This window comes from Pseudomonas sp. NPDC086278 (assembly GCF_050280905.1).
Lineage (GTDB): Bacteria > Pseudomonadota > Gammaproteobacteria > Pseudomonadales > Pseudomonadaceae > Aquipseudomonas.
Map to the genome: position 1 here is coordinate 1 of NZ_JBNNWE010000087.1, position 25286 is coordinate 25286.

At 61.1% G+C, this 25286-nt stretch carries 20 protein-coding genes, 2 tRNA genes and 1 pseudogene; 20 read left to right on the forward strand and 3 right to left on the reverse strand.

The features are described from left to right. The first annotated feature begins 37 nt into the window (after positions 1 to 37). The 7 genes from gltX to ACQKP4_RS22495 all read left to right on the forward strand — a co-directional run bounded on the left by gltX (position 38) and on the right by ACQKP4_RS22495 (position 5305). Positions 38 to 1519 (forward strand): glutamate--tRNA ligase, encoded by a 1482-nt coding sequence (gene gltX / locus ACQKP4_RS22465; protein ID WP_427635811.1) that lies wholly within the window; start codon positions 38 to 40, stop codon positions 1517 to 1519. A gap of 189 nt (positions 1520 to 1708) precedes the next feature. Then, positions 1709 to 1784 (forward strand) — tRNA-Ala (locus tag ACQKP4_RS22470). 79 nt (positions 1785 to 1863) lie between these two features. Beyond that, positions 1864 to 1939: transfer RNA gene (locus tag ACQKP4_RS22475), tRNA-Glu, on the forward strand. A 181-nt stretch (positions 1940 to 2120) separates the two neighbouring features. Beyond that, positions 2121 to 2660, forward strand: a complete 540-nt coding sequence (locus tag ACQKP4_RS22480) for a TetR/AcrR family transcriptional regulator (RefSeq protein WP_427635794.1) — start codon at positions 2121 to 2123, stop codon at positions 2658 to 2660. 31 nt (positions 2661 to 2691) lie between these two features. Then, entirely contained in the window at positions 2692 to 3525 is an 834-nt protein-coding gene (locus tag ACQKP4_RS22485) for an alpha/beta fold hydrolase (protein WP_427635795.1), read from the forward strand. Between the two features lie 47 nt (positions 3526 to 3572). After that, positions 3573 to 4010, forward strand: coding sequence for an acyl-CoA thioesterase (locus tag ACQKP4_RS22490; RefSeq protein ID WP_017337624.1), 438 nt, complete (start codon positions 3573 to 3575; stop codon positions 4008 to 4010). Positions 4011 to 4345: 335 nt separating this feature from the next. After that, a complete protein-coding gene (locus ACQKP4_RS22495; protein WP_427635796.1) occupies positions 4346 to 5305 on the forward strand; it encodes a tRNA dihydrouridine synthase in 960 nt (319 codons plus the stop codon). A 150-nt stretch (positions 5306 to 5455) separates the two neighbouring features. Here the strand turns inward: ACQKP4_RS22495 and ACQKP4_RS22500 are convergent, their stop codons facing one another. Both ACQKP4_RS22500 and ACQKP4_RS22505 read right to left on the reverse strand, forming a co-directional pair. Then, on the reverse strand, positions 5456 to 8734 hold the full coding sequence (locus tag ACQKP4_RS22500) for a sensor domain-containing protein (protein WP_427635797.1): 3279 nt from the start codon (positions 8732 to 8734) through the stop codon (positions 5456 to 5458). Positions 8735 to 8803: 69 nt separating this feature from the next. Continuing rightward, positions 8804 to 9694, reverse strand: a complete 891-nt coding sequence (locus tag ACQKP4_RS22505; RefSeq protein WP_427635798.1) for a LysR family transcriptional regulator — start codon at positions 9692 to 9694, stop codon at positions 8804 to 8806. 153 nt (positions 9695 to 9847) lie between these two features. Here ACQKP4_RS22505 and leuC point away from each other — a divergent pair, with 153 nt between their 5' ends. The 7 genes from leuC to ACQKP4_RS22540 all read left to right on the forward strand — a co-directional run bounded on the left by leuC (position 9848) and on the right by ACQKP4_RS22540 (position 19241). Then, positions 9848 to 11266, forward strand: a complete 1419-nt coding sequence (leuC, locus tag ACQKP4_RS22510; RefSeq protein ID WP_427635799.1) for a 3-isopropylmalate dehydratase large subunit — start codon at positions 9848 to 9850, stop codon at positions 11264 to 11266. A gap of 10 nt (positions 11267 to 11276) precedes the next feature. Continuing rightward, complete coding sequence (leuD, locus tag ACQKP4_RS22515; protein WP_427635800.1) at positions 11277 to 11921, forward strand: 3-isopropylmalate dehydratase small subunit; 645 nt, start codon at positions 11277 to 11279, stop codon at positions 11919 to 11921. Between the two features lie 156 nt (positions 11922 to 12077). Then, positions 12078 to 12845, forward strand: coding sequence for a class I SAM-dependent methyltransferase (locus tag ACQKP4_RS22520; protein WP_427635801.1), 768 nt, complete (start codon positions 12078 to 12080; stop codon positions 12843 to 12845). 52 nt (positions 12846 to 12897) lie between these two features. Next, on the forward strand, positions 12898 to 13980 hold the full coding sequence (gene leuB, locus ACQKP4_RS22525; RefSeq protein ID WP_427635802.1) for a 3-isopropylmalate dehydrogenase: 1083 nt from the start codon (positions 12898 to 12900) through the stop codon (positions 13978 to 13980). A gap of 69 nt (positions 13981 to 14049) precedes the next feature. Continuing rightward, positions 14050 to 15162, forward strand: coding sequence for an aspartate-semialdehyde dehydrogenase (gene asd / locus ACQKP4_RS22530; RefSeq protein ID WP_427635803.1), 1113 nt, complete (start codon positions 14050 to 14052; stop codon positions 15160 to 15162). Positions 15163 to 15403: 241 nt separating this feature from the next. Further along, entirely contained in the window at positions 15404 to 16414 is a 1011-nt protein-coding gene (locus ACQKP4_RS22535; RefSeq protein ID WP_427635804.1) for an aspartate-semialdehyde dehydrogenase, read from the forward strand. Positions 16415 to 16622: 208 nt separating this feature from the next. Beyond that, entirely contained in the window at positions 16623 to 19241 is a 2619-nt protein-coding gene (locus tag ACQKP4_RS22540; RefSeq protein WP_427635805.1) for a FimV/HubP family polar landmark protein, read from the forward strand. 69 nt (positions 19242 to 19310) lie between these two features. On the opposite strand, the gene ACQKP4_RS22545 is transcribed toward ACQKP4_RS22540, so the two are convergent. Then, positions 19311 to 19970 carry a M24 family metallopeptidase gene (locus tag ACQKP4_RS22545; protein WP_427635812.1) on the reverse strand — a complete coding sequence of 220 codons (660 nt, stop codon included), beginning with the start codon at positions 19968 to 19970 and terminating at the stop codon, positions 19311 to 19313. A gap of 159 nt (positions 19971 to 20129) precedes the next feature. Between ACQKP4_RS22545 and truA the strand changes: the two genes are divergently transcribed. From truA to ACQKP4_RS22575, 6 genes and pseudogenes are all read left to right on the forward strand, one after another. Next, positions 20130 to 20984, forward strand: a complete 855-nt coding sequence (gene truA, locus ACQKP4_RS22550; protein WP_427635806.1) for a tRNA pseudouridine(38-40) synthase TruA — start codon at positions 20130 to 20132, stop codon at positions 20982 to 20984. 63 nt (positions 20985 to 21047) lie between these two features. Next, positions 21048 to 21665 (forward strand): phosphoribosylanthranilate isomerase, encoded by a 618-nt coding sequence (locus ACQKP4_RS22555; protein WP_427635807.1) that lies wholly within the window; start codon positions 21048 to 21050, stop codon positions 21663 to 21665. 192 nt (positions 21666 to 21857) lie between these two features. Further along, positions 21858 to 22778: an acetyl-CoA carboxylase, carboxyltransferase subunit beta gene (gene accD / locus ACQKP4_RS22560; protein WP_427635808.1), complete on the forward strand. Its 921-nt coding sequence runs from the start codon at positions 21858 to 21860 to the stop codon at positions 22776 to 22778. Beyond that, entirely contained in the window at positions 22775 to 24082 is a 1308-nt protein-coding gene (folC, locus tag ACQKP4_RS22565; protein ID WP_427635809.1) for a bifunctional tetrahydrofolate synthase/dihydrofolate synthase, read from the forward strand. Before accD ends, folC begins: the two co-directional genes overlap by 4 nt. Continuing rightward, positions 24066 to 24722, forward strand: coding sequence for an SPOR domain-containing protein (locus ACQKP4_RS22570; RefSeq protein WP_427635810.1), 657 nt, complete (start codon positions 24066 to 24068; stop codon positions 24720 to 24722). The genes folC and ACQKP4_RS22570 overlap by 17 nt, the downstream gene beginning before the upstream one ends. Before the next feature lie 99 nt (positions 24723 to 24821). Further along, positions 24822 to 25193, forward strand: a pseudogene (locus tag ACQKP4_RS22575) (CvpA family protein); the annotation flags it as partial. Between the last annotated feature and the right edge of the window lie 93 nt (positions 25194 to 25286).

The following is a 25286-nucleotide window of genomic DNA, read 5'->3' on the forward strand; positions in this document are numbered from 1 at the left end:
CCATTGGAAAGTTTTCAAGCGGTGAGTGAATCGATTCATTTATGGTCATTTTGCCCCCAAAATTGAACCCGTCCTCAGGTGGCTTCTATTAAAAACCGCTTACATCGCTTTGTTCAACTACTGCTTTGCCAAGCAGCATGGCGGTGAGTTCATCCTGCGGATCGAAGACACCGACCAATTGCGTTCGACCCGCGAGTCCGAACAGCAGATTTTCGACGCCCTGCGCTGGTTGGGTATCGACTGGAGCGAAGGCCCCGACGTTGGCGGCCCGCACGGTCCTTACCGTCAGAGCGAGCGTGGCGACATCTATCAGAAGTACTGCCAACAGCTGGTCGAAATGGGCCATGCGTTCCCGTGCTTCTGCACCGCTGAAGAGCTGGACCAGATGCGTGCCGAGCAGATGGCGCGCGGCGAAACCCCGCGTTACGACGGCCGCGCGTTGCTGCTGTCGGCGGAAGAGGTCGCGCGTCGCCTGGCCGCTGGCGAACCGCACGTGATCCGCATGAAAGTGCCGAGCGAAGGCGTGTGCGTAGTGCCGGACATGCTGCGTGGCGACGTCGAGATCCCGTGGGATCGCATGGACATGCAAGTGCTGATGAAAACCGACGGCCTGCCGACGTACTTCCTCGCCAACGTGGTCGATGACCATCTGATGGGCATCACTCACGTCCTGCGGGGCGAAGAGTGGCTGCCGTCAGCGCCGAAACTGATCCTGCTCTACGAGTACTTCGGCTGGGAACAACCGCAACTGTGCTACATGCCGCTGTTGCGTAATCCGGACAAGAGCAAGCTGTCCAAGCGCAAGAACCCGACGTCGGTGACCTTCTACGAGCGCATGGGCTTCATGCCGGAAGCGATGCTCAACTATCTGGGGCGCATGGGTTGGTCGATGCCGGACGAGCGCGAGAAGTTTTCGCTGCAGGAAATGGTCGATCACTTCGACCTGAGTCGCGTGTCCCTCGGCGGGCCGATTTTCGACGTCGAGAAGCTGTCGTGGCTCAACGGCCAGTGGCTGCGTGATCTGCCGGTGGAAGAGTTCGCTGCGCGCCTGCAAACCTGGGCCTTGAACCCGGATTACATGATGAAGATCGCGCCGCACGTGCAGGGCCGCGTCGAAACCTTCAGCCAGGTTGCACCGCTGGCCGGTTTCTTCTTCGCCGGCGGCGTCAACCCGGACGCCAAGCTGTTCGAATCCAAGAAGCTCTCGGGCGATCAGGTTCGGCAGTTGATGCAATTGATCCTGTGGAAGCTCGAAAGCCTGCGTCAGTGGGAGAAGGACAGCATCACCGCGACGATTCAGGCGGTGGTCGAATCCCTGGAACTGAAACTGCGTGACGCCATGCCGTTGATGTTTGCCGCGATCACCGGCCAGGCCAGTTCGGTGTCGGTGCTCGATGCCATGGAAATCCTCGGTCCGGACCTGACCCGTTTCCGTCTGCGCCAGGCCATCGACCTGCTGGGCGGCGTGTCGAAGAAGGAAAACAAGGAGTGGGAAAAACTCTTGGGCAACATCGCCTGAGGTTGTTTGACCCGATGTAAGGGCTGCCGAAGCTTTGATCTTTTGATCCTGCACGTCGGCAGCACCCCCGTTTTTCGGGGGGAGGGCGGTAAGTGATTGTTATGTCGGCAAAAAAGTTTGGAAATTGTTGAAAATAAATTTGACACGTTTTCAATCCGCCATTAAGATTCGCCCCGTCCTCAGCGATGAGGGGCTATAGCTCAGCTGGGAGAGCGCTTGCATGGCATGCAAGAGGTCAACGGTTCGATCCCGTTTAGCTCCACCAATTTACACTTCAAGGTCTGGCCACACCGGCCTTGAAGCGATCAGTACTCAGCACTGATCAGTTGTATAGAAGGTTTTGCGTCCCCTTCGTCTAGTGGCCTAGGACACCGCCCTTTCACGGCGGTAACAGGGGTTCGAGTCCCCTAGGGGACGCCACGATTACCCGCTCTGCGGGATTTTATAAGGGTCATTCAATTATTGAATGGCCCTTTTGTTTGTCTGGCGTTTGGCCAATCCCCTATTTTTTCCAACTGTTCTTCAGACCAGCGGTCATACCCACGACTTGCGGAAAATTATTATGAGAATAATATTCTAGTCGTAATATTCGGAGGCAACGATGAACGATAAAAAAGCTCAAACCCGCGAACGCATCCTCAAGGCCGCCAGCGCAGCGCTGATTCAGCGCGGCCCGGCCGAACCGAGCGTGGGCGAAGTGATGGGCGCAGCCGGCCTGACCGTCGGCGGCTTCTATGCGCACTTTGAAAGCAAGGACGCAATGATGCTGGAGGCCTTCAAGCAATTGCTTGGCCACCGTCGTGAGCTGATTGCCGACATGGATGCGCAGTTGACCGGTGAAGAGCGTCGCGCGTTGGTGGCGGCGTTTTACCTGTCGCGTAAACACCGTGATTCCTCGGAATCGGCGTGCCCGATCCCGGCGTCGGTGGGCGAACTCGGACGTCTGCCCGACGAATTTCGTGTGGCGCTGAATGAGCACGTGGAAATGATGGTCGCCCAATTGGCGGCCAGCCCGGAAGACATCGATAAAGCCTTGGCTGACATGGCGTTGATGATCGGTGGTTTGGGGCTGGCGCGCGCGCTGGGGCCAGGAGAATTGTCCGATCGATTGCTGCGCGCCGCCAAGTCCGCGGTGCTATGACCTGAAGGCACAGCCTGGGGGAGTGAGAGCGATGAGCACGTTAAAGTGGGTTCGTGGCGTTAATGGCACCTTGGGCTGGTTCGCACCGAAACTGGTCGCGAGCAAAATGCGGCTGGCGTTCATGACGCCACGGGATCTGCCGCCCCGTGACTGGGAATTGCCGCTGTTGGCAAAATCCGAGCGCATCACTCTGCGGTTTGGTCTCTCGGCGTTGCGCTGGGGCCAAGGCCCGGCCGTGTTGCTGATGCACGGTTGGGAAGGGCGGCCGACGCAGTTCGCCAGCCTCATCACTGCGCTGGTCGATGCCGGTTATACCGTGGTTGCCCTCGACGGCCCGGCGCACGGTCGCTCGCCGGGCAGTGAAGCCAACGTTGTGTTGTTCGCCCGGGCGATGCTGGAAGCCGCTGCCGAGTTGCCACCGCTGCAAGCGGTCATCGGTCACTCGATGGGTGGCGCCAGTGCCATGCTCGCCGTGCAGTTGGGCTTGCGCACGGAAACCCTGGTGACCATCGCCGCCCCGGCGCGAATTCTCGGGGTGCTGCGCGGCTTTGCACGTTATGTGCGGTTGCCACCCAAAGCCCGTTCGGCATTCATCCGCCAGGTCGAGGCAGACGTCGGCATGCGCGCCGCGACGCTGGATGTCGATCACTACCAACTCGATATGCCAGGCCTGATTGTCCATGCCGAAGACGATTGCTTCGTCTCGGTCAACGAGTCGCAGCTGATCCACGAAGCCTGGTTTGACAGTCGCTTGCTGCGTCTGCAAGAGGGCGGTCATCAACGGGTGCTCGCCGACCCACGGGTGATTGATGGCGTGTTATCACTGCTGTCCGGGCGCAGCCTGCAATCGCGCCAATCGGCCTGAGCATCCGGTACACTGCGTCGGTCGACAAATCTGACCGGGAGTGGGGCATGGGCTGGGATCGGGCAACGCCATTTATCATTGATCTGGAAGTCGGCGCCGAGGATATCGACGGGCTGGGCCACGCCAATAACGCGGTGTACGTGACCTGGCTCGAGCGCTGCGCCTGGCGTCACTCGCAACGGCTGGGTCTGGACCTGGTCGAATATCGGCGGCTGGATCGCGCGATGGCGGTGGTGCGACATGAGATCGATTACCTCGCCGCTGCCTACGAGGGCGACGAGTTGCAATTGGCGACCTGGATCGTCGATTGGGACCAGCGGCTGAAGATGACCCGGCATTTCCAGCTCAAGCGCCCGAGTGACAACACCACATTGCTGCGCGCGCAAACCACCTTCGTCTGCATCGAACTGTCCACGGGCAAACCCAAGCGCATGCCGGCAGAGTTCATCGAGGGCTATGGCCCGGCGTTGCAAGTCCCGAGCTGACCTAGTCCAGTTCTGTTCTGTTCTGTTCTGTTCTGTTCTGTTCTGTTCTGTCCTGTCCTGTTCTGTGGCGAGGGGGCTTGCCCCCGTTAGAGTGCGCAGCACTCTCTACTGCACGGGACCGCTTCGCGATCCAACGGGGGCAAGCCCCCTCGCCACAAAGGCATGCGAAACCACAAAGGCATGCGCAGCCAAAAGGGTATGCGCAGCCACAAAGGCATGTGCAGCCAAAAGGGTATGCGAAGCCACAAAGGCATGCGCAGTCACAAAGGCATACGCAACTCTTTTGCCGGGTAATCCAGTAAACTGCCGCACGTTTTTCGTTGAGTGTGTTTTCCATGCAAATTGCTTTGGCGCCCATGGAGGGGTTGGTCGACAACATCCTGCGGGACGTGCTGACCCGTGTGGGCGGTATCGATTGGTGCGTGACCGAGTTCATTCGGATCAACGATCAACTGCTCACGCCTGCCTATTACCACAAGTTTGGCCCTGAACTGCTGAATGGCGCCAAGACCGCGTCCGGCGTGCCGCTGCGCGTGCAATTGCTGGGTTCGGACCCGGTGTGCCTGGCGGAAAACGCGGCGCTGGCTTGTGAGCTGGGGTCTGAGGTCATCGACCTGAACTTCGGCTGCCCGGCCAAGACCGTGAACAAGTCCCGTGGCGGCGCGGTGTTGCTCAAAGAGCCCGAACTGCTCAATCAAATCGTCGAGCACGTCCGTCGCGCCGTCCCTGCGCACATTCCGGTCACCGCCAAAATGCGCCTGGGCTTCGACAGTCCGGACGGCGCGCTAGTCTGCGCCACAGCCCTGGCCGAAGGCGGCGCGGCACACATCGTGGTGCATGCGCGGACCAAAACCGATGGCTACAAGCCGCCGGCGCATTGGGAGTGGATCCCGCGCGTGCAGGACGTGGTCAAGGTGCCGGTATTCGCCAACGGCGACATCTGGAGCGTCGAAGACTGGCGTCGTTGCCGCGAAATAAGCGGTGTCGAAGACATCATGCTCGGTCGGGGCCTGGTCTCGCGTCCGGACCTGGCCCGGCAGATCGCGGCAGCGCGCGCCGGCGAAGAAGTGGTTGAGATGACCTGGGCCGAGCTGCTGCCGTTGCTTCAGGACTTCTGGCTGCAAGCCAAGGCGCAGATGACACCGCGCCAATCGCCCGGTCGCTTGAAGCAGTGGCTGGCGATGCTGACTCGCAATTATCCCGAAGCGGTCGAGCTGTTTACCGTTCTGCGACGTGAAACCGAACTGGATCAGGTCTCGCGCTTGCTGGGTTTGCAGGTGGCCGAGGCCGCCTGAATCCCCCCCATGCCAATCTCAAGGCCGGCAAGCCCGCTCTGTGGGAGCGGGCTTGCTCGCGAAAGCGCTGTGTCAGTCGACATAAACGTGGCTGGTACACCGCCTTCGTCGGAGCGCCGCCCGGAGCAAGCCCGCTCCCAAACGCATCCGTCATTTGAGCAATTTCTCAAAGGCATCCAGCGGCAACGGCCGGCTGTGCAAATACCCCTGATAAAAATGGCAGCCCAACCCCTGCAAAAACTCCAGTTGCTCCGGCGTCTCAACCCCTTCGGCGATCACCTTCAATTCCAGGCTGCGGGCCATGGCGACAATCGCGCGAATGATCTCGGCGTCGTTGGGGTCGGTGGTCGCATCGCGGATGAACGACTGGTCGATTTTCAGGGTGTCGACCGGCAGGCGTTTCAGGTAAGTCAGCGACGAGTAACCCGTGCCGAAGTCGTCCATCGCAAAGCTCACGCCGAGTTTTTTCAGGCGCCGCATTTTGTTGATTGTGTCTTCCAGGTTCTGGATGACGATGCCTTCGGTGATTTCCAGTTTCAACAGCGAGCAGGGTAGGCCGTGGCTGCCGAGGCTGTGCTCGATGCGTTCGACGAAGTCGTTTTGGCGAAATTGCCGTGGGCTGATGTTGACGCACAGGCTGAAGCTGAGCGGGTTGACCAGGCCTTGGGCAATCAGGTGTTTGAACGCGGCGCAGGCTTCGTCGAGGATCCAGGTGCCGACCTCCAGAATCAAGCCGCTGTCTTCGAGCACCTTGATGAACTCGGTGGGTGATTGCGCGCCGAGCTCCGGGTGGTTCCAGCGCACCAGCGCTTCGGCACCGACAATGCGGTTACCACGGGCGTCGACCTGCGGCTGGTAATGCACATCGAATTCGCCCCGGGACAGCGCCAGGCGTAAATCGGTTTCCATGCGCAGGCGTTCGCTCGCCGCTTTCTGCATGGTGTTGTGGTACATCTGCGCGGTGTTGCGGCCCGAGTCTTTGGCGCGATAGAGCGCGATATCCGCGCGTTTGAGCAGGTCGGTCGGGGTCGAACCGTGGTCGGGGATCAGTGCAATTCCGATACTCGGCGTGACTTGCAGGCGCTGGCCGTCGAGGAACATCGGCTCCGACAGCAGTTCACGCAAGGTGTCCGCCAGTTCCCGGACCTGAGCGCTGACCTCGTTGCGCGAGCCTTCCAGGCCGCTGAGCAGTACCACAAACTCGTCGCCACCGAGCCGCGCCACGGTGTCTTCCATGCGCACGCTGGCTTCGAGGCGCGCGGTGATGATTTTCAGCACCGTGTCGCCCACCGGGTGACCCAGCGAATCGTTGATGTGCTTGAAGTGGTCGAGGTCCAGAAACAGCAACGCACCGCGCAGGTTATGGCGCTTGAGCAAGGCAATCTGCTGGCTCAGGCGATCCATCAGCAGCGCGCGGTTCGGCAGGTTGGTCAGCGGGTCGTGGTAGGCCAGGTGACGGATCTGCGCCTCAGCATTTTTCAGCAGGCTGACATCCCGCGCAGTCAGCAGCAGGCACGCGGTCTCGTTGAGGGTGATGGGCTCCACCGAGACCTCCACGGTCAGCAGTTCACCGCGCTTGTTGCGCCCGAGCATTTCCTGATGATGCACGCGGCCCTTGAGCTGTAGCTCGGCCAGCAGCGCCGAGCGCTGTTTTTCCTCGGCCCAGATCCCCACCTGATAGACGGTTTTGCCCACCACTTCCTCGGCGCGGAACCCCGTCAGGCGACAGAAACCGTCGTTCACTTCCAGATAACGCCCGGTATCGCGCTCGGTGATGGTGATGGCGTCGGGACTGGAGTGGAACGCCTTGGCGAATTTTTCTTCACTGGCCTTCAATGCCGCTTCGGAACGCTGCTGCTGAGTGATGTCGCGCAGGGTAGTGACGACGCAGGGCTGGTCGCCGACGCTGATCTGCCGACTGGAAATCACGCAGGTCAGGGGCAGTCCGTCCTTGTGCTGAACCACAATCGCCACGTTGTTCAGCCCTTGTTCGCGGATGACCTGTTCGATCCGTTGCAGGCTTTTCGCCGAAGCGTCCCACAGGCCGATTTCGTCGGCGCTACGACCAATCACGTCGGCGGCGCTCCAGCCGAAGGTCTGAGTGAAGCTCGAGTTGATCTCGATGAACTGGCCGCTGTCCTGGCGCGTCACGCAGATCGGATCCGGGCTGACCTGGAACAGCGTGGCGAATTTTTCCTCGGAGGCTACCAATCGTTGTTCGCGCTCCACCTGGTCGGTGATGTCGAGCAAGGTGCCGGCCATGCGCAGCGGCGCGCCGTTTTCGTCGCGGTAGAGGCGGGCGCGGCTTTCCAGGTAGCGCGAGCTGCCGTCCGGCAGTTGCACGCGGTAGGTCAGTTGGTAATTGCCGGCCGGGCCTTCGCGCAAGCTGCGGTAGGCGTCGCGCATGCTGTCGCGCTCTTCGCCGGGCACGCCTTCAAAAAACTCGTCGAACGACTCGTGGAACGGTTTGGCCTCCAGCCCGTGCAGTTGAGCCGCCCGGGCCGAGCCGTAGAGCATGCCGCTGGGAATGTGCCAGTCCCAAGTGCCGAGTTGCGCCGAATCCAGCGCCAGGTCGAGACGGTCCTGGCTGTCCTTCAGCGCTTGCTCGGCGATTTTGCGATCGGTGGTGTCGAGGAACGTGCTCAGCAGGTAAGGCTGGCCTTCGAGTTCGACTTTTTGCGCGCTGAGAATGCCGTCGTGGACCTGGCCGTTGCTGGCGCGAAACTGCACCTCCATGCTGAACAGTTCGCCCTTGGCCTTGGTGGCCGTGACCAGTTTTGCCCGTTGCTCGGGGTGCACCCACAGGCCCAGTTCCACGGTGGTGCGGCCAATCGCGTTCTGCACCGGCCAGCCGAACAGGCTCTCGAAATACTGGTTGGCCTCCGTGATCAGGCCGTCTTCCTGACGGGTCAGCAGCACCATGTTCGGGCACAGGTGAAACAGCGTGGCGAAACGTTTTTCCGAACTGCTCAGCGCTTGCTCCCGCTGGCGCTGGTGGGTGATTTCGCGGATCACCCCGATCATGCGCGGGCGGCCGTGTTTGTCCGGCAGCAGGCTGCCGTTGATCTCCAGCCAGTGCAGGCTGCCGTCAGGCCACCGGATGCGGTGGTGCATCGCTTGCTCAAGCGGCGCGCCGGCAATCACCGCGTGGAAGGCGCGGACGGTTTTTGCCCGGTCTTCCGGCGGCAGCAGATCGAGGTATTCCAGGTCTTCCGGCAACGGCATATGCGGATCGAAGCCAAACAGCGCCTGAGTCCCCCGCGACCAGCTGATTTGCCCACGCTCGATGTCCCAATACCACGCACCCAGCCGCGCACCATTGAGGGCTGCCAGCAATTGCGGCGCGTTTTCCCAGCTCTGCTCGGAGCGTTTTGGGTCAAGCGCCTGAATACGCGGCATCGGCGGAATACGGTCAACGGATTTAGGCATTGGCTACAGGCCTTGAGCTGATTGGGGCGTTAGGCACAGGATTTTGCGGCTCTTCAGGAGTAGCACAAGTTAGCCATGAGTCCCTGGCAGATCGATTTGTGCATCCAGCAGAGCCATAAAGGCTCGTGCCGCATTCGATAGCGTCCTTTCGGTGTGCAAGATATAGCCTAGCTGGCGAGTGAGCTGTATGCCCGGCAAAGGTATTCGCGCCACTTGATCGTCCAGCATTGTGCGCGGCAAGACGCTCCAGGCCAGGCCAATCGAGACCATCATCTTTATGGTTTCCAGATAATTGGTGCTCATGGCGATGTTTGGCGTCAGGCCTTGGGCCTCAAACAGGCGCTGGACGATGTGATGGGTGAAGGTGTTGCCGCCGGGAAACACCGCCGGGTGCCGGGCAATGTCCGCGAGGGTGACCGCGCCGTTGCTGATCAGCGAATGCTCCGGGGCGACCACGAAATCCAGCGGGTCGTCCCACACCGGCGTGGCCTTGACCAGCGTGTGCGGCTCCGGCGCCAGGGTGATCACGGCCAGTTCCGCGCGGCCATGGAGGATTTCTTCGTAGGCCACTTCCGAATCGAGGAACTGAATATCCAGCGCGACCTGTGGGTAGCGGCGGGTAAATTCCCTCAATAACGGTGGCAAGCGGTGCAGGCCGATGTGGTGACTGGTCGCCAGCGTCAGGCGGCCGGTAACTTCGCCGGTCAGGTTGGTCAGGGCGCGACGGGTATCGTCCAGCACGTTCAGAATCTGATAAGCCCGCGGCAACAGGGCGCGTCCGGCCTCGGTCAGGCTGACCTCGCGGCCCAATCGATCAAACAATCGCACCTTTAATTGCTGTTCCAGCCCGGCGATGCGTTTGCTGATCGCCGGCTGCGTCAGGTGCAGCCGTTCACCGGCGCCGGAGAAACTTCCGGTCTCGGCAATCGCGATAAAGGCATTGAGGTTGGCGAGGTCCATTGCGGTATTCCAGTTGGTTATCCAAAGCATGAAAAATATGAATTTGAGTTATTTAATGTAACCCCCTAGGATCAGCCTCACAAGCCAAGGGGTTATTGAACCGTGCACGACCCAAGGCATAAAAAATAGCAACAAGCTGATGAGGACCGTCTGATGGCCGGCAAAACGCTTTACGACAAGCTCTGGGATTCCCATGAAGTGAAACGGCGCGACGACGGGTCGTCGCTGATCTACATCGATCGCCACATCATCCATGAAGTCACTTCGCCCCAAGCTTTCGAAGGCCTGCGTCTGGCCGGGCGCAAGCCTTGGCGTGTCGATTCGATCATCGCCACCCCGGACCACAACGTGCCGACCACCCCGGATCGCAAGGGCGGCATCGAGGCGATTACCGACCAGGTTTCGCGTTTGCAGGTGCAGACCCTGGATGACTATTGCGACGAATACGGCATCACCGAATTCAAGATGAACGACGTGCGTCAGGGCATCGTTCACGTGATCGGCCCGGAGCAGGGCGCCACCTTGCCGGGCATGACCGTTGTCTGCGGCGACTCCCACACCTCGACCCACGGCGCATTCGGCGCCCTGGCCCACGGCATCGGCACGTCCGAGGTCGAGCACGTGTTTGCCACGCAGTGCCTGGTTGCCAAGAAAATGAAAAACATGCTGGTCTCGGTCGAGGGCAAATTGCCGTTCGGCGTGACCGCCAAGGACATCGTCCTCGCTGTGATCGGCAAGATCGGCACCGCCGGCGGTAACGGCCACGCCATCGAATTCGCCGGCAGCGCGATTCGCGACCTGTCCATCGAAGGCCGCATGACCATCTGCAACATGTCCATCGAGGCCGGTGCGCGTGTGGGTCTGGTCGCCGCCGACGAAAAAACCGTGGAATACGTCAAGGGCCGTCCATTCGCCCCGAAAGGCGCGGACTGGGACAAAGCGGTCGAGGCCTGGAAAGACCTGGTCTCCGACGCAGACGCTGTGTTCGACACCGTGGTTGAACTCGACGCCACGCAGATCAAGCCGCAAGTCAGCTGGGGTACGTCGCCTGAAATGGTGTTAGCGGTTGATCAGAACGTGCCGGACCCGGCGAAGGAAATGGACCTGGTCAAGCGTGGCTCCATCGAACGCGCCTTGAAGTACATGGGTTTGAGCGCCAATCAGGCGATCACCGACATTCAACTGGACCGCGTATTCATCGGTTCCTGCACCAACTCGCGGATCGAAGACCTGCGCGCTGCCGCTGTCATCGCCAAGGGCCGCAAAGTGGCGTCGACCATCAAGCAAGCCATCGTGGTCCCGGGCTCGGGCCTGGTGAAAGCGCAAGCCGAGGCTGAAGGCCTGGACAAGATTTTCCTCGAAGCCGGTTTCGAGTGGCGTGAACCGGGTTGCTCCATGTGCCTGGCGATGAACCCGGACCGTTTGGAATCAGGCGAGCATTGCGCCTCGACCTCCAACCGCAACTTCGAAGGGCGTCAGGGCGCCGGTGGCCGTACGCACCTGGTCAGCCCGGCGATGGCCGCTGCCGCTGCCGTCAACGGTCGTTTTATCGACGTTCGCGAACTGATCTGAGGAACCGCACATGAGAGCTTTTACCCAACACACCGGTTTGGTCGCGCCATTGGACCGAGCCAACGTCGACACCGACCAGATCATTCCGAAGCAGTTTCTGAAGTCGATCAAACGCACCGGTTTCGGCCCGAACCTGTTTGACGAGTGGCGCTACCTGGACGTGGGTTATGCCTACCAGGACAACTCCAAGCGCCCGCTGAACAAGGATTTCGTACTCAACGCCGAGCGTTACCAAGGCGCCAGCGTCTTGCTGGCCCGCGAGAACTTTGGTTGCGGCTCCAGCCGTGAGCACGCGCCGTGGGCGCTGGAAGAGTACGGTTTCCGCAGCATCATCGCGCCGAGTTATGCCGACATCTTCTACAACAACAGCTTCAAGAACGGCCTGCTGCCAATCATCTTGACCGACGCGGAGGTTGATGAGCTGTTCCAGCAGGTTGAAGCCAATCCTGGTTATCAGTTGACGGTTGATCTGCAAGCCCAGACCGTGACCCGGCCGGATGGCAAGACCTACAGCTTCGAACTGGATGAGTTTCGCAAGCATTGCCTGGTCAATGGCCTGGACGATATTGGCCTGACATTGATGGACCACGAGGCGATTGCATCGTTTGAAAGCAAGCACCGGGCGAGCCAGCCGTGGTTGTTTCGCGACGTTTGATTGATCCGGGATTGATGTAAACAGGGCTGGCTCTTCGCGAGCAAGCCCGCTCCCACAGTGGATTTTCAGTGCTCACAAAATCCCTGTGGGAGCGGGCTTGCTCGCGAAGACGGCAGCCCGAACACCACAAGGCTTAACCCCAAAAAGGAAGTCCCCATGACCAGCACCGCCCAGCACAGCCAGGTAGTCCAAAAGCAATTCGGTGAACAGGCCGCGGCCTACTTGAGCAGCGCCGTTCACGCTCAAGGCACCGAATTTGCGCTGCTACAGGCTGAGCTGGCCGGGCAGGGCGATGCCCGTGTGCTGGATCTGGGTTGCGGCGCCGGTCATGTGAGTTTCCACGTGGCGGCGCTGGTGAAAGAAGTGGTGGCCTACGACCTGTCCCGGCAAATGCTCGACGTGGTCGCCGCCGCAGCGGTCGATCGCGGTTTCAGCAATGTCACCGCGGTCAACGGCGCCGCCGAGCGTCTGCCGTTCGCCGATGGCGAGTTCGACTTCGTGTTCAGCCGTTATTCGGCGCACCATTGGAGCGACCTCGGCGTGGCCCTGCGTGAAGTCCGCCGGGTGCTGAAGCCGGGCGGCGTGGCGGCGTTCATCGACGTGTTGTCGCCGGGCAGTCCGTTGTTCGACACCTACCTGCAAAGCGTCGAAGTGCTGCGCGACACCAGTCACGTGCGCGATTATTCCGCTGGCGAGTGGTTGCGCCAGGTCAGCGAGGCGGGGTTGCATACCCGTAGCACCACGCGGCAACGGCTGCGGCTGGAGTACACCTCCTGGGTCGAGCGCATGCGCACGCCCGAAGTGATGCGCGCCGCGATTCTGGCGTTGCAGCAATCGATGGGCAACGAAGTGCGCGAATATTTTGAGATTGAGGCCGATGGTTCGTTCAGTACAGATGTGCTGGTGCTGATGGCCGAACGGTAAGCATTTTTCCGGGTGCGTTTACGGGCGCACCGACTGATGACACGAGGAAAGCATGAGCAAGCAGATTCTGATTCTCCCAGGTGACGGTATTGGCCCTGAAATTATGGCCGAGGCGGTCAAGGTGCTGGAATTGGCCAGCGAAAAATACAACCTGGGCTTTGAACTGAGCCACGACGTGATCGGCGGCGCCGCCATCGACAAGCACGGCGTGCCATTGGCCGACGAAACCCTCGACCGTGCCCGCGCCGCCGACGCGGTGCTGCTGGGCGCCGTGGGCGGCCCGAAATGGGACACCATCGAGCGTGACATCCGCCCTGAGCGTGGCCTGCTGAAAATCCGTGCGCAACTGGGCCTGTTCGGCAACCTGCGTCCGGCGATCCTGTACCCGCAACTGGCCGAGGCTTCGAGCCTGAAACCTGAAATCGTGGCCGGCCTGGACATCCTGATCGTTCGCGAACTGACCGGCGGCATCTACTTCGGTGCGCCACGCGGCACCCGTGTGCTGGAAAACGGCGAGCGCCAGGCCTACGACACCCTGCCGTACAGCGAAAGCGAAATCCGCCGCATCGCCCGTGTCGGTTTCGACATGGCAATGGTCCGTGGCAAGAAGCTGTGCTCGGTCGACAAGGCCAACGTGCTGGCCTCCAGCCAGTTGTGGCGTGAAATCGTCGAGCAAGTGGCCAAGGATTACCCGCAAGTCGAACTGAGCCACATGTACGTCGACAACGCCGCCATGCAGCTGGTGCGCGCACCGAAACAGTTCGACGTGATCGTCACCGACAACCTGTTCGGCGACATCCTGTCCGACCAGGCCTCGATGCTCACCGGTTCCATCGGCATGCTGCCGTCGGCGTCCCTGGACACCAATAACAAGGGCATGTACGAGCCGTGCCACGGTTCGGCGCCGGACATCGCGGGCAAAGGCATCGCCAACCCGTTGGCGACTATTTTGTCGGTCTCGATGATGCTGCGTTACAGCTTCAACCAGCAGGTCGCCGCCGATGCCATCGAGCAGGCCGTCAGTCTGGTTTTGGACCAGGGCCTGCGCACGGGCGACATCTGGTCCAACGGTTGCACCAAAGTCGGTACGCAGGAAATGGGCGACGCAGTAGTCGCCGCGCTGCGGAATCTGTAATCTCTCGGGCCCGCTGCCACTTTCAACTTCGAAAGCAGCGGCCCACTTTTTAAAGAAGGTGTAGTTGCGATGAAACGTGTAGGTCTGATCGGTTGGCGCGGTATGGTCGGTTCCGTGCTCATGCAGCGGATGCTGGAAGAGCAGGATTTCGATCTTATCGAGCCGGTGTTTTTCACCACTTCCAATGTCGGTGGCCAAGGCCCGTCCGTGGGCAAGGACATTGCTCCGCTCAAGGACGCTTACAGCATTGAAGAGCTGAAAACCCTCGACGTGATTCTGACCTGCCAGGGTGGCGACTACACCAGCGAAGTCTTCCCGAAACTGCGCGAAGCCGGCTGGCAGGGTTACTGGATCGACGCCGCTTCCAGCCTGCGCATGCAGGATGACGCGGTGATCGTGCTGGACCCGGTGAACCGCAAGGTCATCGACCAGCAGCTCGACGCGGGCACCAAGAACTACATCGGCGGCAACTGCACCGTCAGCCTGATGCTGATGGGCCTGGGCGGTCTGTTCGAGGCCGGTCTGGTCGAGTGGATGAGCGCCATGACCTATCAGGCGGCTTCCGGTGCCGGCGCACAGAACATGCGTGAATTGATCAAGCAAATGGGCGCGACCCACGCCGCTGTCGCCGATCAACTGGCCGACCCGGCCAGTGCCATCCTCGACATCGACCGCCGTGTCGCCGAGGCCATGCGCAGCGACGCGTACCCGACCGAAAACTTCGGCGTGCCGCTGGCCGGCAGCCTGATCCCGTGGATCGACAAGGAATTGCCGAACGGTCAGAGCCGCGAAGAGTGGAAGGCCCAGGCCGAAACCAACAAGATCCTCGGTCGTTTCAAGAACCCGATCCCGGTGGACGGCATCTGCGTGCGCATCGGCGCCATGCGTTGCCACAGCCAGGCGCTGACCATCAAGCTGAACAAAGACGTGCCGATCGCCGACATCGAAGGGCTGATCAGCCAGCACAACCCTTGGGTCAAACTGGTGCCGAACAACCGCGAAGCGAGCATTCAGGAACTGAGCCCGACCAAGGTCACTGGCACCCTGAACGTGCCGGTGGGACGGCTGCGCAAGCTGAACATGGGCACCCAATACCTGGGCGCTTTCACGGTCGGCGACCAACTGCTGTGGGGCGCGGCCGAACCGCTGCGTCGCATGTTGCGGATCCTGCTTGAGCGTTGATCGATTGAAGTAAGCGAAGAACCCGCGCCTTGAAAGAGGTGCGGGTTTTTTTATGGAAATTGTGTCGTGAATGAGGCCGCCTTCGCGAGCAAGCCCGCTCCCACAGGGTGAGCGCATTCCAATGTGGGAGCGGGCTTGCTCGCGAAGAGGCCGGCGCAGCCACCACAAGTCCGCAGTAGAATTGCCTGCATGTCACCCACCCGGTAAAGTGCCGCTCCCCCGTTTCGCCAGAGATAGCACCATGACCCAGTCCTTTGATATCGCCGTGATCGGCGCCACCGGTACGGTCGGCGAAACGCTGGTACAGATTCTCGAAGAACGCGACTTCCCGGTCGGCAACCTGCACTTGCTGGCCAGCAGCGAATCCGCCGGGCATTCGGTGCCGTTTCGCGGCAAGAACGTGCGCGTACGCGAAGTGGATGAATTCGACTTCAGCAAAGTCCAGTTGGTGTTCTTTGCCGCCGGCCCGGCGGTGACGCTGAGTTTTGCCTCGCGCGCCACGGCCGCCGGCTGCTCGCTGATTGACCTGTCCGGCGCCTTGTCGGCTGATCAGGCGCCGCAGGTGGTGCCGGAAGCCAACGCCGATATCCTCGCCAGTCTGAAAAAGCCGTTTCAGGTCAGCAGCCCAAGCCCTTCGGCCACCACGTTGGCGGTAGCGCTGGCGCCGTTGCTCGGCTTGCTCGACCTGCAACGCATCAACCTGACCGCCAGCCTGGCGGTTTCGGCGCAGGGCCGCGAAGCCGTCAAGGAGCTGGCCCGGCAAACCGCCGAGCTGCTCAATGTGCGTCCGCTGGAGCCGACATTTTTTGATCGGCAGATGGCGTTCAACCTGCTCGCGCAGGTTGGCAAGCCGGACGAACAAGGCCATACGCTGCTGGAAAAACGTCTGGTGCGCGAGCTGCGTCAGGTCATCGGCCTGCCTTTATTAAAGATTTCCGTCACTTGCATTCAAGCCCCGGTGTTTTTTGGCGATAGCTTTAACGTGACCTTGCAGTCGGCGAGTGCCGTCGACCTGGCAAGCGTCAACGCCGCGCTGGAGGATGCGCCCGGAATCGAACTGGTGGAAGCCGGCGATTACCCGACGCCGGTCGGCGATGCGGTAGGGCAGGACGTGGTCTACGTCGGTCGGGTTCGCCTGGGAATCGACGACCCGTCGGAACTAAATCTGTGGCTGACGTCAGATAACGTACGCAAAGGGGCCGCGCTGAATGCTGTGCAGGTCGCTGAATTGTTGATAAAAGACCTGCTGTAAAAGATACTTGGCAACAATTTGCAGAATGATTCTAGCCGAGCGCTATGCTTGGCCTCATTGCTGGACGGCAAGTCACCCTGCGGGGCTTTCCGGGCATCAAAGAAACGATCGCGCGCGACGACCCTTCGACGCCGCGCGCAATGCCTTACGGCAGCGACTATCAACACCTTCTCGCTGGCCGAGGAATGTTCAAACAAAGGATGAGGCTATGGTTCAAGTTCGCAAACTGGTGTTAGCAATAGCGGCCGCCTCGGCGCTGTCCTCCGGTATGGCGCATGCTCTCGGGCTCGGGGAATTGACCCTGAAGTCGACGCTGAACCAGCCGTTGGTGGCGGAGATCGAGCTTCTCGACGTCAAAGACCTGACCGCCGCCGAAGTGGTGCCGAGCCTGGCCTCGCCCGAAGATTTCGCCAAGGCCGGTGTCGACCGCCAGGCATTTCTCAACGACCTGACCTTCACCCCGGTGCTTAACGCCGGCGGCAAAAGTGTCCTGCGCGTGACGTCCAGCAAACCCCTTTCCGAGCCGATGGTGAAATTCCTGGTTCAGGTGATGTGGCCGAGCGGTCGGTTGATGCGCGACTACAGCGTGCTGCTCGATCCGTCCAAATTCTCGCCACAAACGGCGGATGCGGCGGCGCAACCGGCACCGACGCCAACCGTCGCCGCCCCGGTCACTGGCGGCACCAAGCCAACTCAATACACCACCACGCCACGCGATACCTTGTGGGAAATCGCCGCGAAGGCGCGCAATGGCGGCTCGGTCCAGCAGACCATGCTGGCCATCCAGACGCTAAACCCGGATGCCTTCATCGATGGCAACATCAACCGGCTGAAAACCGGTCAGGTGCTGCGCATGCCGGATCAGGAACAGAGCACCAGCCTGGCGCAACCCAAAGCCATCGCCGAAGTTGCCGCGCAGAACACCGCGTGGCGTCAGGGCCGTCGTTACGTGGCGAAGCCGGGCACCGGCCAGCAGCAACTCGATGCCACCAAGCGCGGCCGGGCTGAAGCCGGCTCGACGCAAGCCGCCAAGGACAACCTGAGCCTGGTGTCTGCCGACAACGCGAAAGGTCGCGGCAAAGGCGCGGCGGGCGATGCCAAGAATTTGAGCAACAAACTGGCGGTTACTCAGGAAAGCCTCGACACGACCCGTCGAGACAATGCCGAACTGAAAAGCCGCATGACCGATCTGCAAAGTCAGCTGGACAAGCTGCAACGCCTGATCGAGCTGAAGAACAATCAACTGGCCAAATTGCAGGCCGAAGGCGCGGCGGGCGCTCCGGCAGTTGCTGCGCCTGCGGCGACGCCGGCCATCTCTGCAGAACTGACCGCTAATCCGGCGCCGGTACCCGAGGCGGCTCCGGCGGCGCCAGCACCCGAGGCGGCGGCACCTGAAGTTGCGCCTGCCCCGGCGCCGGTCGAAACGCCGCCTGCGGCGGCGGATGATCAGAAATTCAATGAGCTGCTGACCAACCCGGTATTGCTGGGGCTGTTGGGTGGCGGCGCCGTCGTGCTGCTGCTCTTGCTGCTGTTGTTGGCGCGTCGTCGCAAGGCCCAGCAAGAAGCCGACAAACACCTGCGCATGGCTCGTGCCCTGGCCGACGAAAAAGAATTCTCCGCCGACCAGGATCTGCCGCAAAGCAGCTTCGAAGGTCTGGAAGTTCCGCCGCCAAGCGTGAAACTTGCGACCGCGCCGGCACCTGCGCCAGTACCGACACCCGCTCCGGCGCCGATGATTGCCCCGGTCGTCGTCACGCCGCCAATCGCCGCGCCACTGGTGGCGCCGGCTGCCGAGCGTGATGACGACGTGTTGGCCAAGGCACAATCGCACATGGCCGCCGGTCGCCTGAATCAGGCCGCCGCGTTGCTTGAAGACGGCATCAAGCAAGAACCTCAACGCAGCGACTTGCGCCTGAAATTGATGGAAGTCTACGGTCAGCAAGGCGACCGTGATGCGTTCGTCGGTCAGGAGCGGCAACTGGTCGCCAACGGTGAGAACTTTGCCCAGGTCGAGCAGCTGAAAAGTCGCTTCCCGGCCATGGCCATCGCGGCCGCCGGTGGTCTCGCCGCTGCTGCCATCGCCGCCGAGCTTGACGCGCAGTACGTCAAGGACTTGCTGCTGGATGAGCCTGAAGCGCCGGCCACGTCCGATCACGATCTGGACAGTGCCTTCGACCTCAGCCTGGATGATCTGGAAGCGGCTTCTCCGGCGGCGGTTGCGCCAGAAGACACCTCGACCGAACTGGACGAGTTCCCGCTGGACGACGATTTGAGCTTTGAGTCGGTGTTGAAAGAGCAGACCGACATCAAGGAAAGCCTCGACGACCTGTCGGACTTCGATCTGGACATGGACCTCGGCGCCGAACCGTCGCCGGCGATCCTTGCCGAAGATGACTTCCTGCTGGATCTGGACGAAGGCGTGAAGGATTTGCCCGAGGCCACTGTGGCGCCGGTGATTCCACAGGATGATCTGGAGTTGCCGGCAGATTTCGACCTGTCGCTGGCCGATGAAATGGATGCCACGCCAGCCGAGCCGGACGCATTTGCAGCCGAACTGGACGACGTCAACGCCGAGCTGGAGCGTTTGTCGCAGAGCGTCAGCGAGCCGACCTTCACCGCAGAAGACGCCAGGGCATCCATGGATGATGAACCGGACTTCGACTTCCTCTCCGGCACCGACGAAGTCGCCACCAAGCTCGATCTGGCCCAGGCCTATATCGACATGGGCGATAACGATGGCGCGCGGGACATCCTCAATGAGGTGGTGAGCGAAGGCGACGCCGGTCAGAAGACTGAAGCCAGGGACATGCTTTCGCGCCTGGCGTGATGGATCAGTAAGGTGTAAAAAAACGGCAGCCCATTGAGGCTGCCGTTTTGTTTTGGTGAAGCAGGGATCTTACGTCAGCAGATCCTCATAAAACGCCCCGAACGGCCGTGTAGGGTGGGCGATCTGGATTTCCAGAATCCACAGCCCGACATTCGGGCAAGCCTCGAAATTGCCCAAATCCCCCGCCCGATAGATCGCATGGGGAAAATCGCTGACCCGGTGGCCCTTGATTTCCAGGTTCAACGTCCAGCCCATCGCCGTCGCCTGTTCGTCGGCGTAGCGATACAGCTCAGGCCCGGCCACCTGCCGGGTGCGCCAGTAATCCTCGACCTTGAGAAACAGCTTTTTCGCCGCCTCTGCGCAGGCTTTCATCTCGGCGTCGTCGCCCACCGTAAACGTCGCGCCCGAATCGCCCTCGTGCCGATCCCAGACCACGCCGAGGTCGATAAAGAAAATATCGTTTTCGGCCAGTACCGGGTCGCCTTCGCAGGGTTGCTTGAAGGTTTTCAGGGTGTTTTCGCCGAAACGGATCTTCGACGGATGCCAGATCCGGTCCATCCCCCGTTCATTCAGCACTTCAAGACTCATCGTCAGCGCCTCGGATTCGCGCATGCCGGGTTTGATGCGACTGGCCATTTCGTCGATGGCTTCCCAGGTTTTGCGTTTGGCGTGGAGCATGCCTTCCAGGCTATAGGCCAGGCCGACGGCTTCTTTGAGCGTGGCGGTCATCATCAGGTCTCGGTGGTTTTCTGTTTTTCGTTATGTGGTTGTCTATATAGCGAAGTCTGCCCCGACCATGCAACGCCACAAAAACCACTCGGCTCTGGTGTCGCGGTCCAGCGGCCTTATAATGCCCGCCTTTGCGCTTATCAGCAGGCTGTTACTCCTTTGGCAAATATAGATAACCCGGACGCCGAACTGGTGCCCGACGGCTTTTCCCGGATCGCGCTCGGCGTTGAATACAAAGGCTCGCGGTATCGCGGCTGGCAGCGCCAGGCGTCCGGCGTGCTCACCGTGCAGGAGACCCTGGAAAAGGCCTTGTCCAAAGTCGCCGATGCACCGGTGTCGCTGCTCTGCGCCGGGCGTACGGACGCGGGCGTGCACGCGTGTGGCCAAGTGGTGCATTTCGACACGCAGGTCGAGCGTTCGATGAAAGCCTGGGTCATGGGCGCCAACATCAACTTGCCCCACGACGTCAGCGTCAGTTGGGCCAAAGTCATGCCCGCGCATTTTCATGCGCGGTTCAAGGCCATCGCCCGGCGCTACCGCTACGTGATCTACAACGATCAGATCCGTCCCGCGCACCTCAACGAAGAAATCACCTGGAACCACCGTCCGCTCGACGTCGAACGCATGGCCGAGGCGGCGCAGTATCTGGTCGGCACCCACGATTTCAGCGCTTTTCGCGCCGGTCAGTGCCAGGCCAAGTCGCCGATCAAGGAATTGCATCATCTGCGCGTGACGCGTCACGGCAAGATGATCGTGCTGGATATTCGCGCCAGCGCGTTCCTGCACCACATGGTGCGCAACATCGCTGGCGTGCTGATGACCATTGGGGCTGGCGAGCGCCCGGTGGAGTGGATGAAGGAAGTGCTGGAGAGTCGCATTCGCCGTTCCGGCGGGGTGACGGCGCATCCGTTTGGCCTGTATCTGGTGCAGGTGGAGTACCGCGACGAATTCGAATTGCCCGAACGTTACATCGGTCCACACTTCTTGACCGGTTTCGCCGAACTTGACGGCTGACGCCCTCGAACGCATTTGTTACCATCCGGGACTTTTCCGGATTTGCCCTGAGGATTTATCGACATGTCAGCCGTTCGCAGCAAGATCTGCGGGATTACCCGCATAGAAGATGCGTTGGCGGCAGTCGAGGCCGGGGCGGACGCCATCGGGTTTGTGTTCTACGCCAAGAGCCCACGGGCGGTCACGTTCCAGCAGGCGCGCGACATCATCAAGGCGCTGCCGCCATTCGTGACCACCGTGGGGTTGTTCGTCAACGCGAGCCGCTGCGAATTGGGCGAACTGCTCGACGCCGTACCGCTGGACCTGTTGCAGTTCCACGGCGACGAAACCGCCGCCGACTGCGAAGGCTGGCATCGACCGTATATCAAAGCGTTGCGGGTCAAGGCCGGTGACGATATCGCAGCGGCATGCGATGCGTTTCCAAGTGCCAGCGGCATTCTGCTGGATGCCTATGTGGAAGGCGTACCGGGCGGAACCGGTGAAGCGTTCGACTGGTCTCTGATACCGCAAGGTTTGAGCAAGCCGATTATCCTGGCGGGTGGCTTGACCCCCGATAACGTCGCCGAGGCGATTACCCGGGTTCGACCTTACGCGGTGGATGTCAGCGGCGGGGTAGAGGCGAGCAAGGGCATCAAGGATCACGCGAAGATTCAGGCATTCATCAACGCGGTACGCGGTTGATGTGACGGCTGGCAGACTGCCGCCGTCCACAGCACTGTAGAAAAGAGGCTGAGGGTTTTTGGGGTGTACGCAGGTCACATGTTGCTGATCCGGCCTCCCGCCAACCATCGCCACACACATGAATTTAGCTCAAGGGCATACGCGGGGCCGCGAACCAAAGCGTTCGGGCCGCCGGTACTGGAGAAAGAAAGCATGAGCAACTGGTTAGTAGACAAACTGATCCCTTCGATCATGCGTTCCGAGGTCAAAAAGAGCTCGGTGCCGGAAGGTCTGTGGCACAAATGCCCGTCTTGCGAGGCTGTGCTGTATCGTCCGGAGCTGGAAAAGACCCTGGACGTTTGCCCAAAGTGCAATCACCACATGCGTATCGGCGCCCGCGCCCGTATCGACATTTTCCTCGACGCCGAAGGCCGTGCCGAGCTGGGTGCGGACCTGGAGCCGGTTGACCGTCTGAAATTCCGCGACGGCAAGAAGTACAAGGACCGCCTGACCGCCGCGCAAAAGGCGACCGGCGAGAAAGACGCGCTGATCTCCATGAGCGGCACCTTGCTGGGCATGCCGGTGGTGGTTTCGGCGTTTGAGTTCTCCTTCATGGGCGGCTCGATGGGCGCCATCGTCGGTGAGCGTTTTGTGCGCGCCGCCAACTACGCGCTGGAAAACAAGTGCCCGATGATCTGTTTCGCCGCTTCCGGTGGTGCGCGGATGCAGGAAGCCCTGATCTCGCTGATGCAAATGGCCAAGACCTCTGCTGTGCTGGCGCGTCTGCGTGAAGAAGGCATTCCGTTTATCTCCGTGCTGACCGACCCGGTCTACGGTGGTGTTTCCGCCAGTCTGGCGATGCTTGGCGACGTGATCGTCGGTGAGCCGAAAGCCCTGATCGGCTTCGCTGGCCCGCGCGTAATCGAACAAACCGTACGCGAGAAGCTGCCGGAAGGCTTCCAGCGCAGTGAGTTCCTGCTGGAACACGGCGCCATCGACATGATCGTTCACCGCCAGGAACTGCGTCCGCGCCTGGGCAACCTGCTGGCGCAAATGATGGGCCTGCCGACGCCGAAATTCGTCGCAGCACCCATCGAGCCAATCGTGGTTCCACCGGTACCTGCGAACATATGACCCAACGTTCCCTTGGCGAATGGCTCGCCTACCTTGAGCAGTTGCACCCTTCGGCCATCGACATGGGCCTTGAGCGCTCGCAACAGGTAGCGTCCCGCATGGGACTGGGCAAGCCGGCGCCTCGGGTGATTACGGTCACGGGCACCAATGGCAAAGGTTCTACCTGCGCATTCGTGGCTTCATTGCTGCGGGCGCAGGGCCTGAAGGTCGGTGTCTACAATTCCCCGCACCTGCTGCGTTACAACGAGCGCGTGCAGGTCAACGGCGTCGAAGCGACGGATGCCGAGCTGTGCGAAGCCTTCGCCGCGGTCGAGGCGGGCCGTGGCGACACCTCGCTGACGTACTTCGAAATGGGTACCCTGGCTGCGTTCTGGCTGTTTCAACAGGCCGGGCTCGATGCCGTGGTGCTGGAAGTCGGGCTGGGCGGGCGTCTGGACACGGTCAACGTGGTGGATGCCGACATGGCGCTGGTCACCACCATCGGCGTCGACCATGCCGATTATCTGGGCAATACCCGGGAGTCGGTGGCGTATGAAAAGGCCGGCATCTTCCGTCAGGGCGCGCCTGCGCTCTGTGGCGACCTCAATCCTCCACAACCTCTGCTGGACAAGGCTCGCGAGCTGGCTTGCCCGTTTTTCCTGCGTGGGCGCGATTTTGACCTTGGCGTGACGGATCACCACTGGCAATGGCGCGGCGTGGACGCTCAAGGGCGAGCGGTCGAACTGCGCGACCTGCCGCTGCTCGATCTGCCGATGGAAAATGCCGCGTTGGCGTTGCAGGCGTACCTGTTGCTCGGGTTGCCGTGGGTCGACGCACAGATTGTCGACGCGCTGAAAGCGACGCGGGTGGTGGGTCGTCTCGACCGCCGCCAGTTCGACTGGCAGGGCAAGCGTTTGAACCTGCTGCTGGATGTGGGGCATAACCCGCACGCAGCCGAGTATCTGGCGCGGCGTCTGGCCAGTCGACCACCGGTCGGCAAGCGTCTGGCGGTGTTCGGATTGCTGGCGGACAAGGATCTCGATGGTGTGGTCGGCGAATTGAATGCTAGTGTCCAGCACTGGGCTGTTGCGCCACTGGATTCGTCGCGAGCGCGCCCGGTTGCCGATATAGCGCTGGCGTTGCAGAACCTTGGCGCGTCGGTAACGTCCTATGACAGCGTGGCGGCAGCCCTGGAAGGGCAGAGCGCGCTGGCGACAAGTGACGACGAGATTCTGTTGTTCGGATCATTTTATTGTGTCGCCGAGGCCCTTGAATGGCTGGCCCGGCGCTCCACGGAGGAAGCGGCAAATGGCATTGCTGGATAAGGCATACAAACAGCGCATGGTCGGCGCCCTGGTATTGGTGGCGCTTGCGGTTATTTTCCTGCCGATGCTGTTTTCCCGTCAGGACGAACAGCGTCAAGTCACGGTCGACGCTCCGGCGGCACCGCAAGCCCCTTCGGTGCCGCCCGTGCAGATCGAGCCGGTGGCCGTGCCGGAGCCGCAGGCGTTGTCGCAAGAGCCGGTGCCCAGTGATGACGAGATCGCAGAGCAAGTGGCGCCGGCAAAGCCGATTGCACCCGCCGTGCCTGCGCCGGCAGTCAAGCCGACGGCCCCTGCGCCAGTGCCTGCATTGGCCGCCAAGCCTGCCACTGCGCCGTCTCAGCCGATCTCGGCCGCGCCGGGCAAGCCTGACACGACGCAAAGCCGCATCGATGCCAATGGCCTGTCGATCAGTTGGTCGGTTCAGTTGGCGAGTCTGTCGAGCCGCGAAAGTGCCGAAAGCCTGCAGAAAGACCTGCGCAGTCAGGGCTACAACGCTTATATCCGTACCTCTGACGGCAAGAATCGGGTGTTTGTCGGGCCGCTGATCGAGCGCGCCGAAGCCGACCGCCTGCGTGATTTGCTGGACCGCCAGAAGAAACTCAAGGGTTTTGTCGTGCGCTTCCAGCCCGAGCGTGGGTAAAACCTATCATCCCGATTTGAAATGCACTGACAATCGCAGCTTACCGATAAGCATGGGCTCTGCTAAAATGCGCCGCCTTATCCGTCCGTAGGCTGCACTGTGCCATTTACCTGGGTTGACTGGGCGATCGTTGCAATCGTCGCCATCTCCGCATTGATCAGCTTGAGCCGCGGCTTCGTCAAAGAAGCATTATCGTTGGTGACCTGGATCATCGCAGGAGTCGTCGCCTGGATGTTCGGTGGTTCATTGTCCGAGTACCTCGCCGGATACATCGAAACGCCTTCGGCTCGTGTGATCACGGGCTGCGCAATCATGTTTGTCGCCACGTTAATCGTGGGCGCAATGATCAATTATCTTATCGGCGAATTGGTACGCGTCACCGGGTTGTCCGGGACCGATCGATTCCTCGGCATGGCCTTCGGCGCCGCGCGTGGCGTGTTGCTGGTGGTCGTGGCGGTCGGGCTGTTGAGTCGGCTCATCACATCCTGGGGCTGAAGCCGGTCCCAAGGGTATGGCTGTTCGCCATTTAAAGTGGTACGCGAGCTGGGTTTAGAACGTCGTGAG

Bases quoted from the DNA above. Each gene is read 5' to 3' on its own strand.
- ACQKP4_RS22480 (WP_427635794.1), top strand. From the start codon at position 2,121: ATGAACGATAAAAAAGCTCAAACCCGCGAACGCATCCTCAAGGCCGCC.
- ACQKP4_RS22485 (WP_427635795.1), top strand. From the start codon at position 2,692: ATGAGCACGTTAAAGTGGGTTCGTGGCGTTAATGGCACCTTGGGCTGG.
- ACQKP4_RS22490 (WP_017337624.1), top strand. From the start codon at position 3,573: ATGGGCTGGGATCGGGCAACGCCATTTATCATTGATCTGGAAGTCGGC.
- ACQKP4_RS22495 (WP_427635796.1), top strand. From the start codon at position 4,346: ATGCAAATTGCTTTGGCGCCCATGGAGGGGTTGGTCGACAACATCCTG.
- ACQKP4_RS22500 (WP_427635797.1), bottom strand. From the start codon at position 8,734: ATGCCTAAATCCGTTGACCGTATTCCGCCGATGCCGCGTATTCAGGCG.
- ACQKP4_RS22505 (WP_427635798.1), bottom strand. From the start codon at position 9,694: ATGGACCTCGCCAACCTCAATGCCTTTATCGCGATTGCCGAGACCGGA.
- leuC (WP_427635799.1), top strand. From the start codon at position 9,848: ATGGCCGGCAAAACGCTTTACGACAAGCTCTGGGATTCCCATGAAGTG.
- leuD (WP_427635800.1), top strand. From the start codon at position 11,277: ATGAGAGCTTTTACCCAACACACCGGTTTGGTCGCGCCATTGGACCGA.
- ACQKP4_RS22520 (WP_427635801.1), top strand. From the start codon at position 12,078: ATGACCAGCACCGCCCAGCACAGCCAGGTAGTCCAAAAGCAATTCGGT.
- leuB (WP_427635802.1), top strand. From the start codon at position 12,898: ATGAGCAAGCAGATTCTGATTCTCCCAGGTGACGGTATTGGCCCTGAA.
- asd (WP_427635803.1), top strand. From the start codon at position 14,050: ATGAAACGTGTAGGTCTGATCGGTTGGCGCGGTATGGTCGGTTCCGTG.
- ACQKP4_RS22535 (WP_427635804.1), top strand. From the start codon at position 15,404: ATGACCCAGTCCTTTGATATCGCCGTGATCGGCGCCACCGGTACGGTC.
- ACQKP4_RS22540 (WP_427635805.1), top strand. From the start codon at position 16,623: ATGGTTCAAGTTCGCAAACTGGTGTTAGCAATAGCGGCCGCCTCGGCG.
- ACQKP4_RS22545 (WP_427635812.1), bottom strand. From the start codon at position 19,970: ATGACCGCCACGCTCAAAGAAGCCGTCGGCCTGGCCTATAGCCTGGAA.
- ACQKP4_RS22555 (WP_427635807.1), top strand. From the start codon at position 21,048: ATGTCAGCCGTTCGCAGCAAGATCTGCGGGATTACCCGCATAGAAGAT.
- accD (WP_427635808.1), top strand. From the start codon at position 21,858: ATGAGCAACTGGTTAGTAGACAAACTGATCCCTTCGATCATGCGTTCC.
- folC (WP_427635809.1), top strand. From the start codon at position 22,775: ATGACCCAACGTTCCCTTGGCGAATGGCTCGCCTACCTTGAGCAGTTG.
- ACQKP4_RS22570 (WP_427635810.1), top strand. From the start codon at position 24,066: ATGGCATTGCTGGATAAGGCATACAAACAGCGCATGGTCGGCGCCCTG.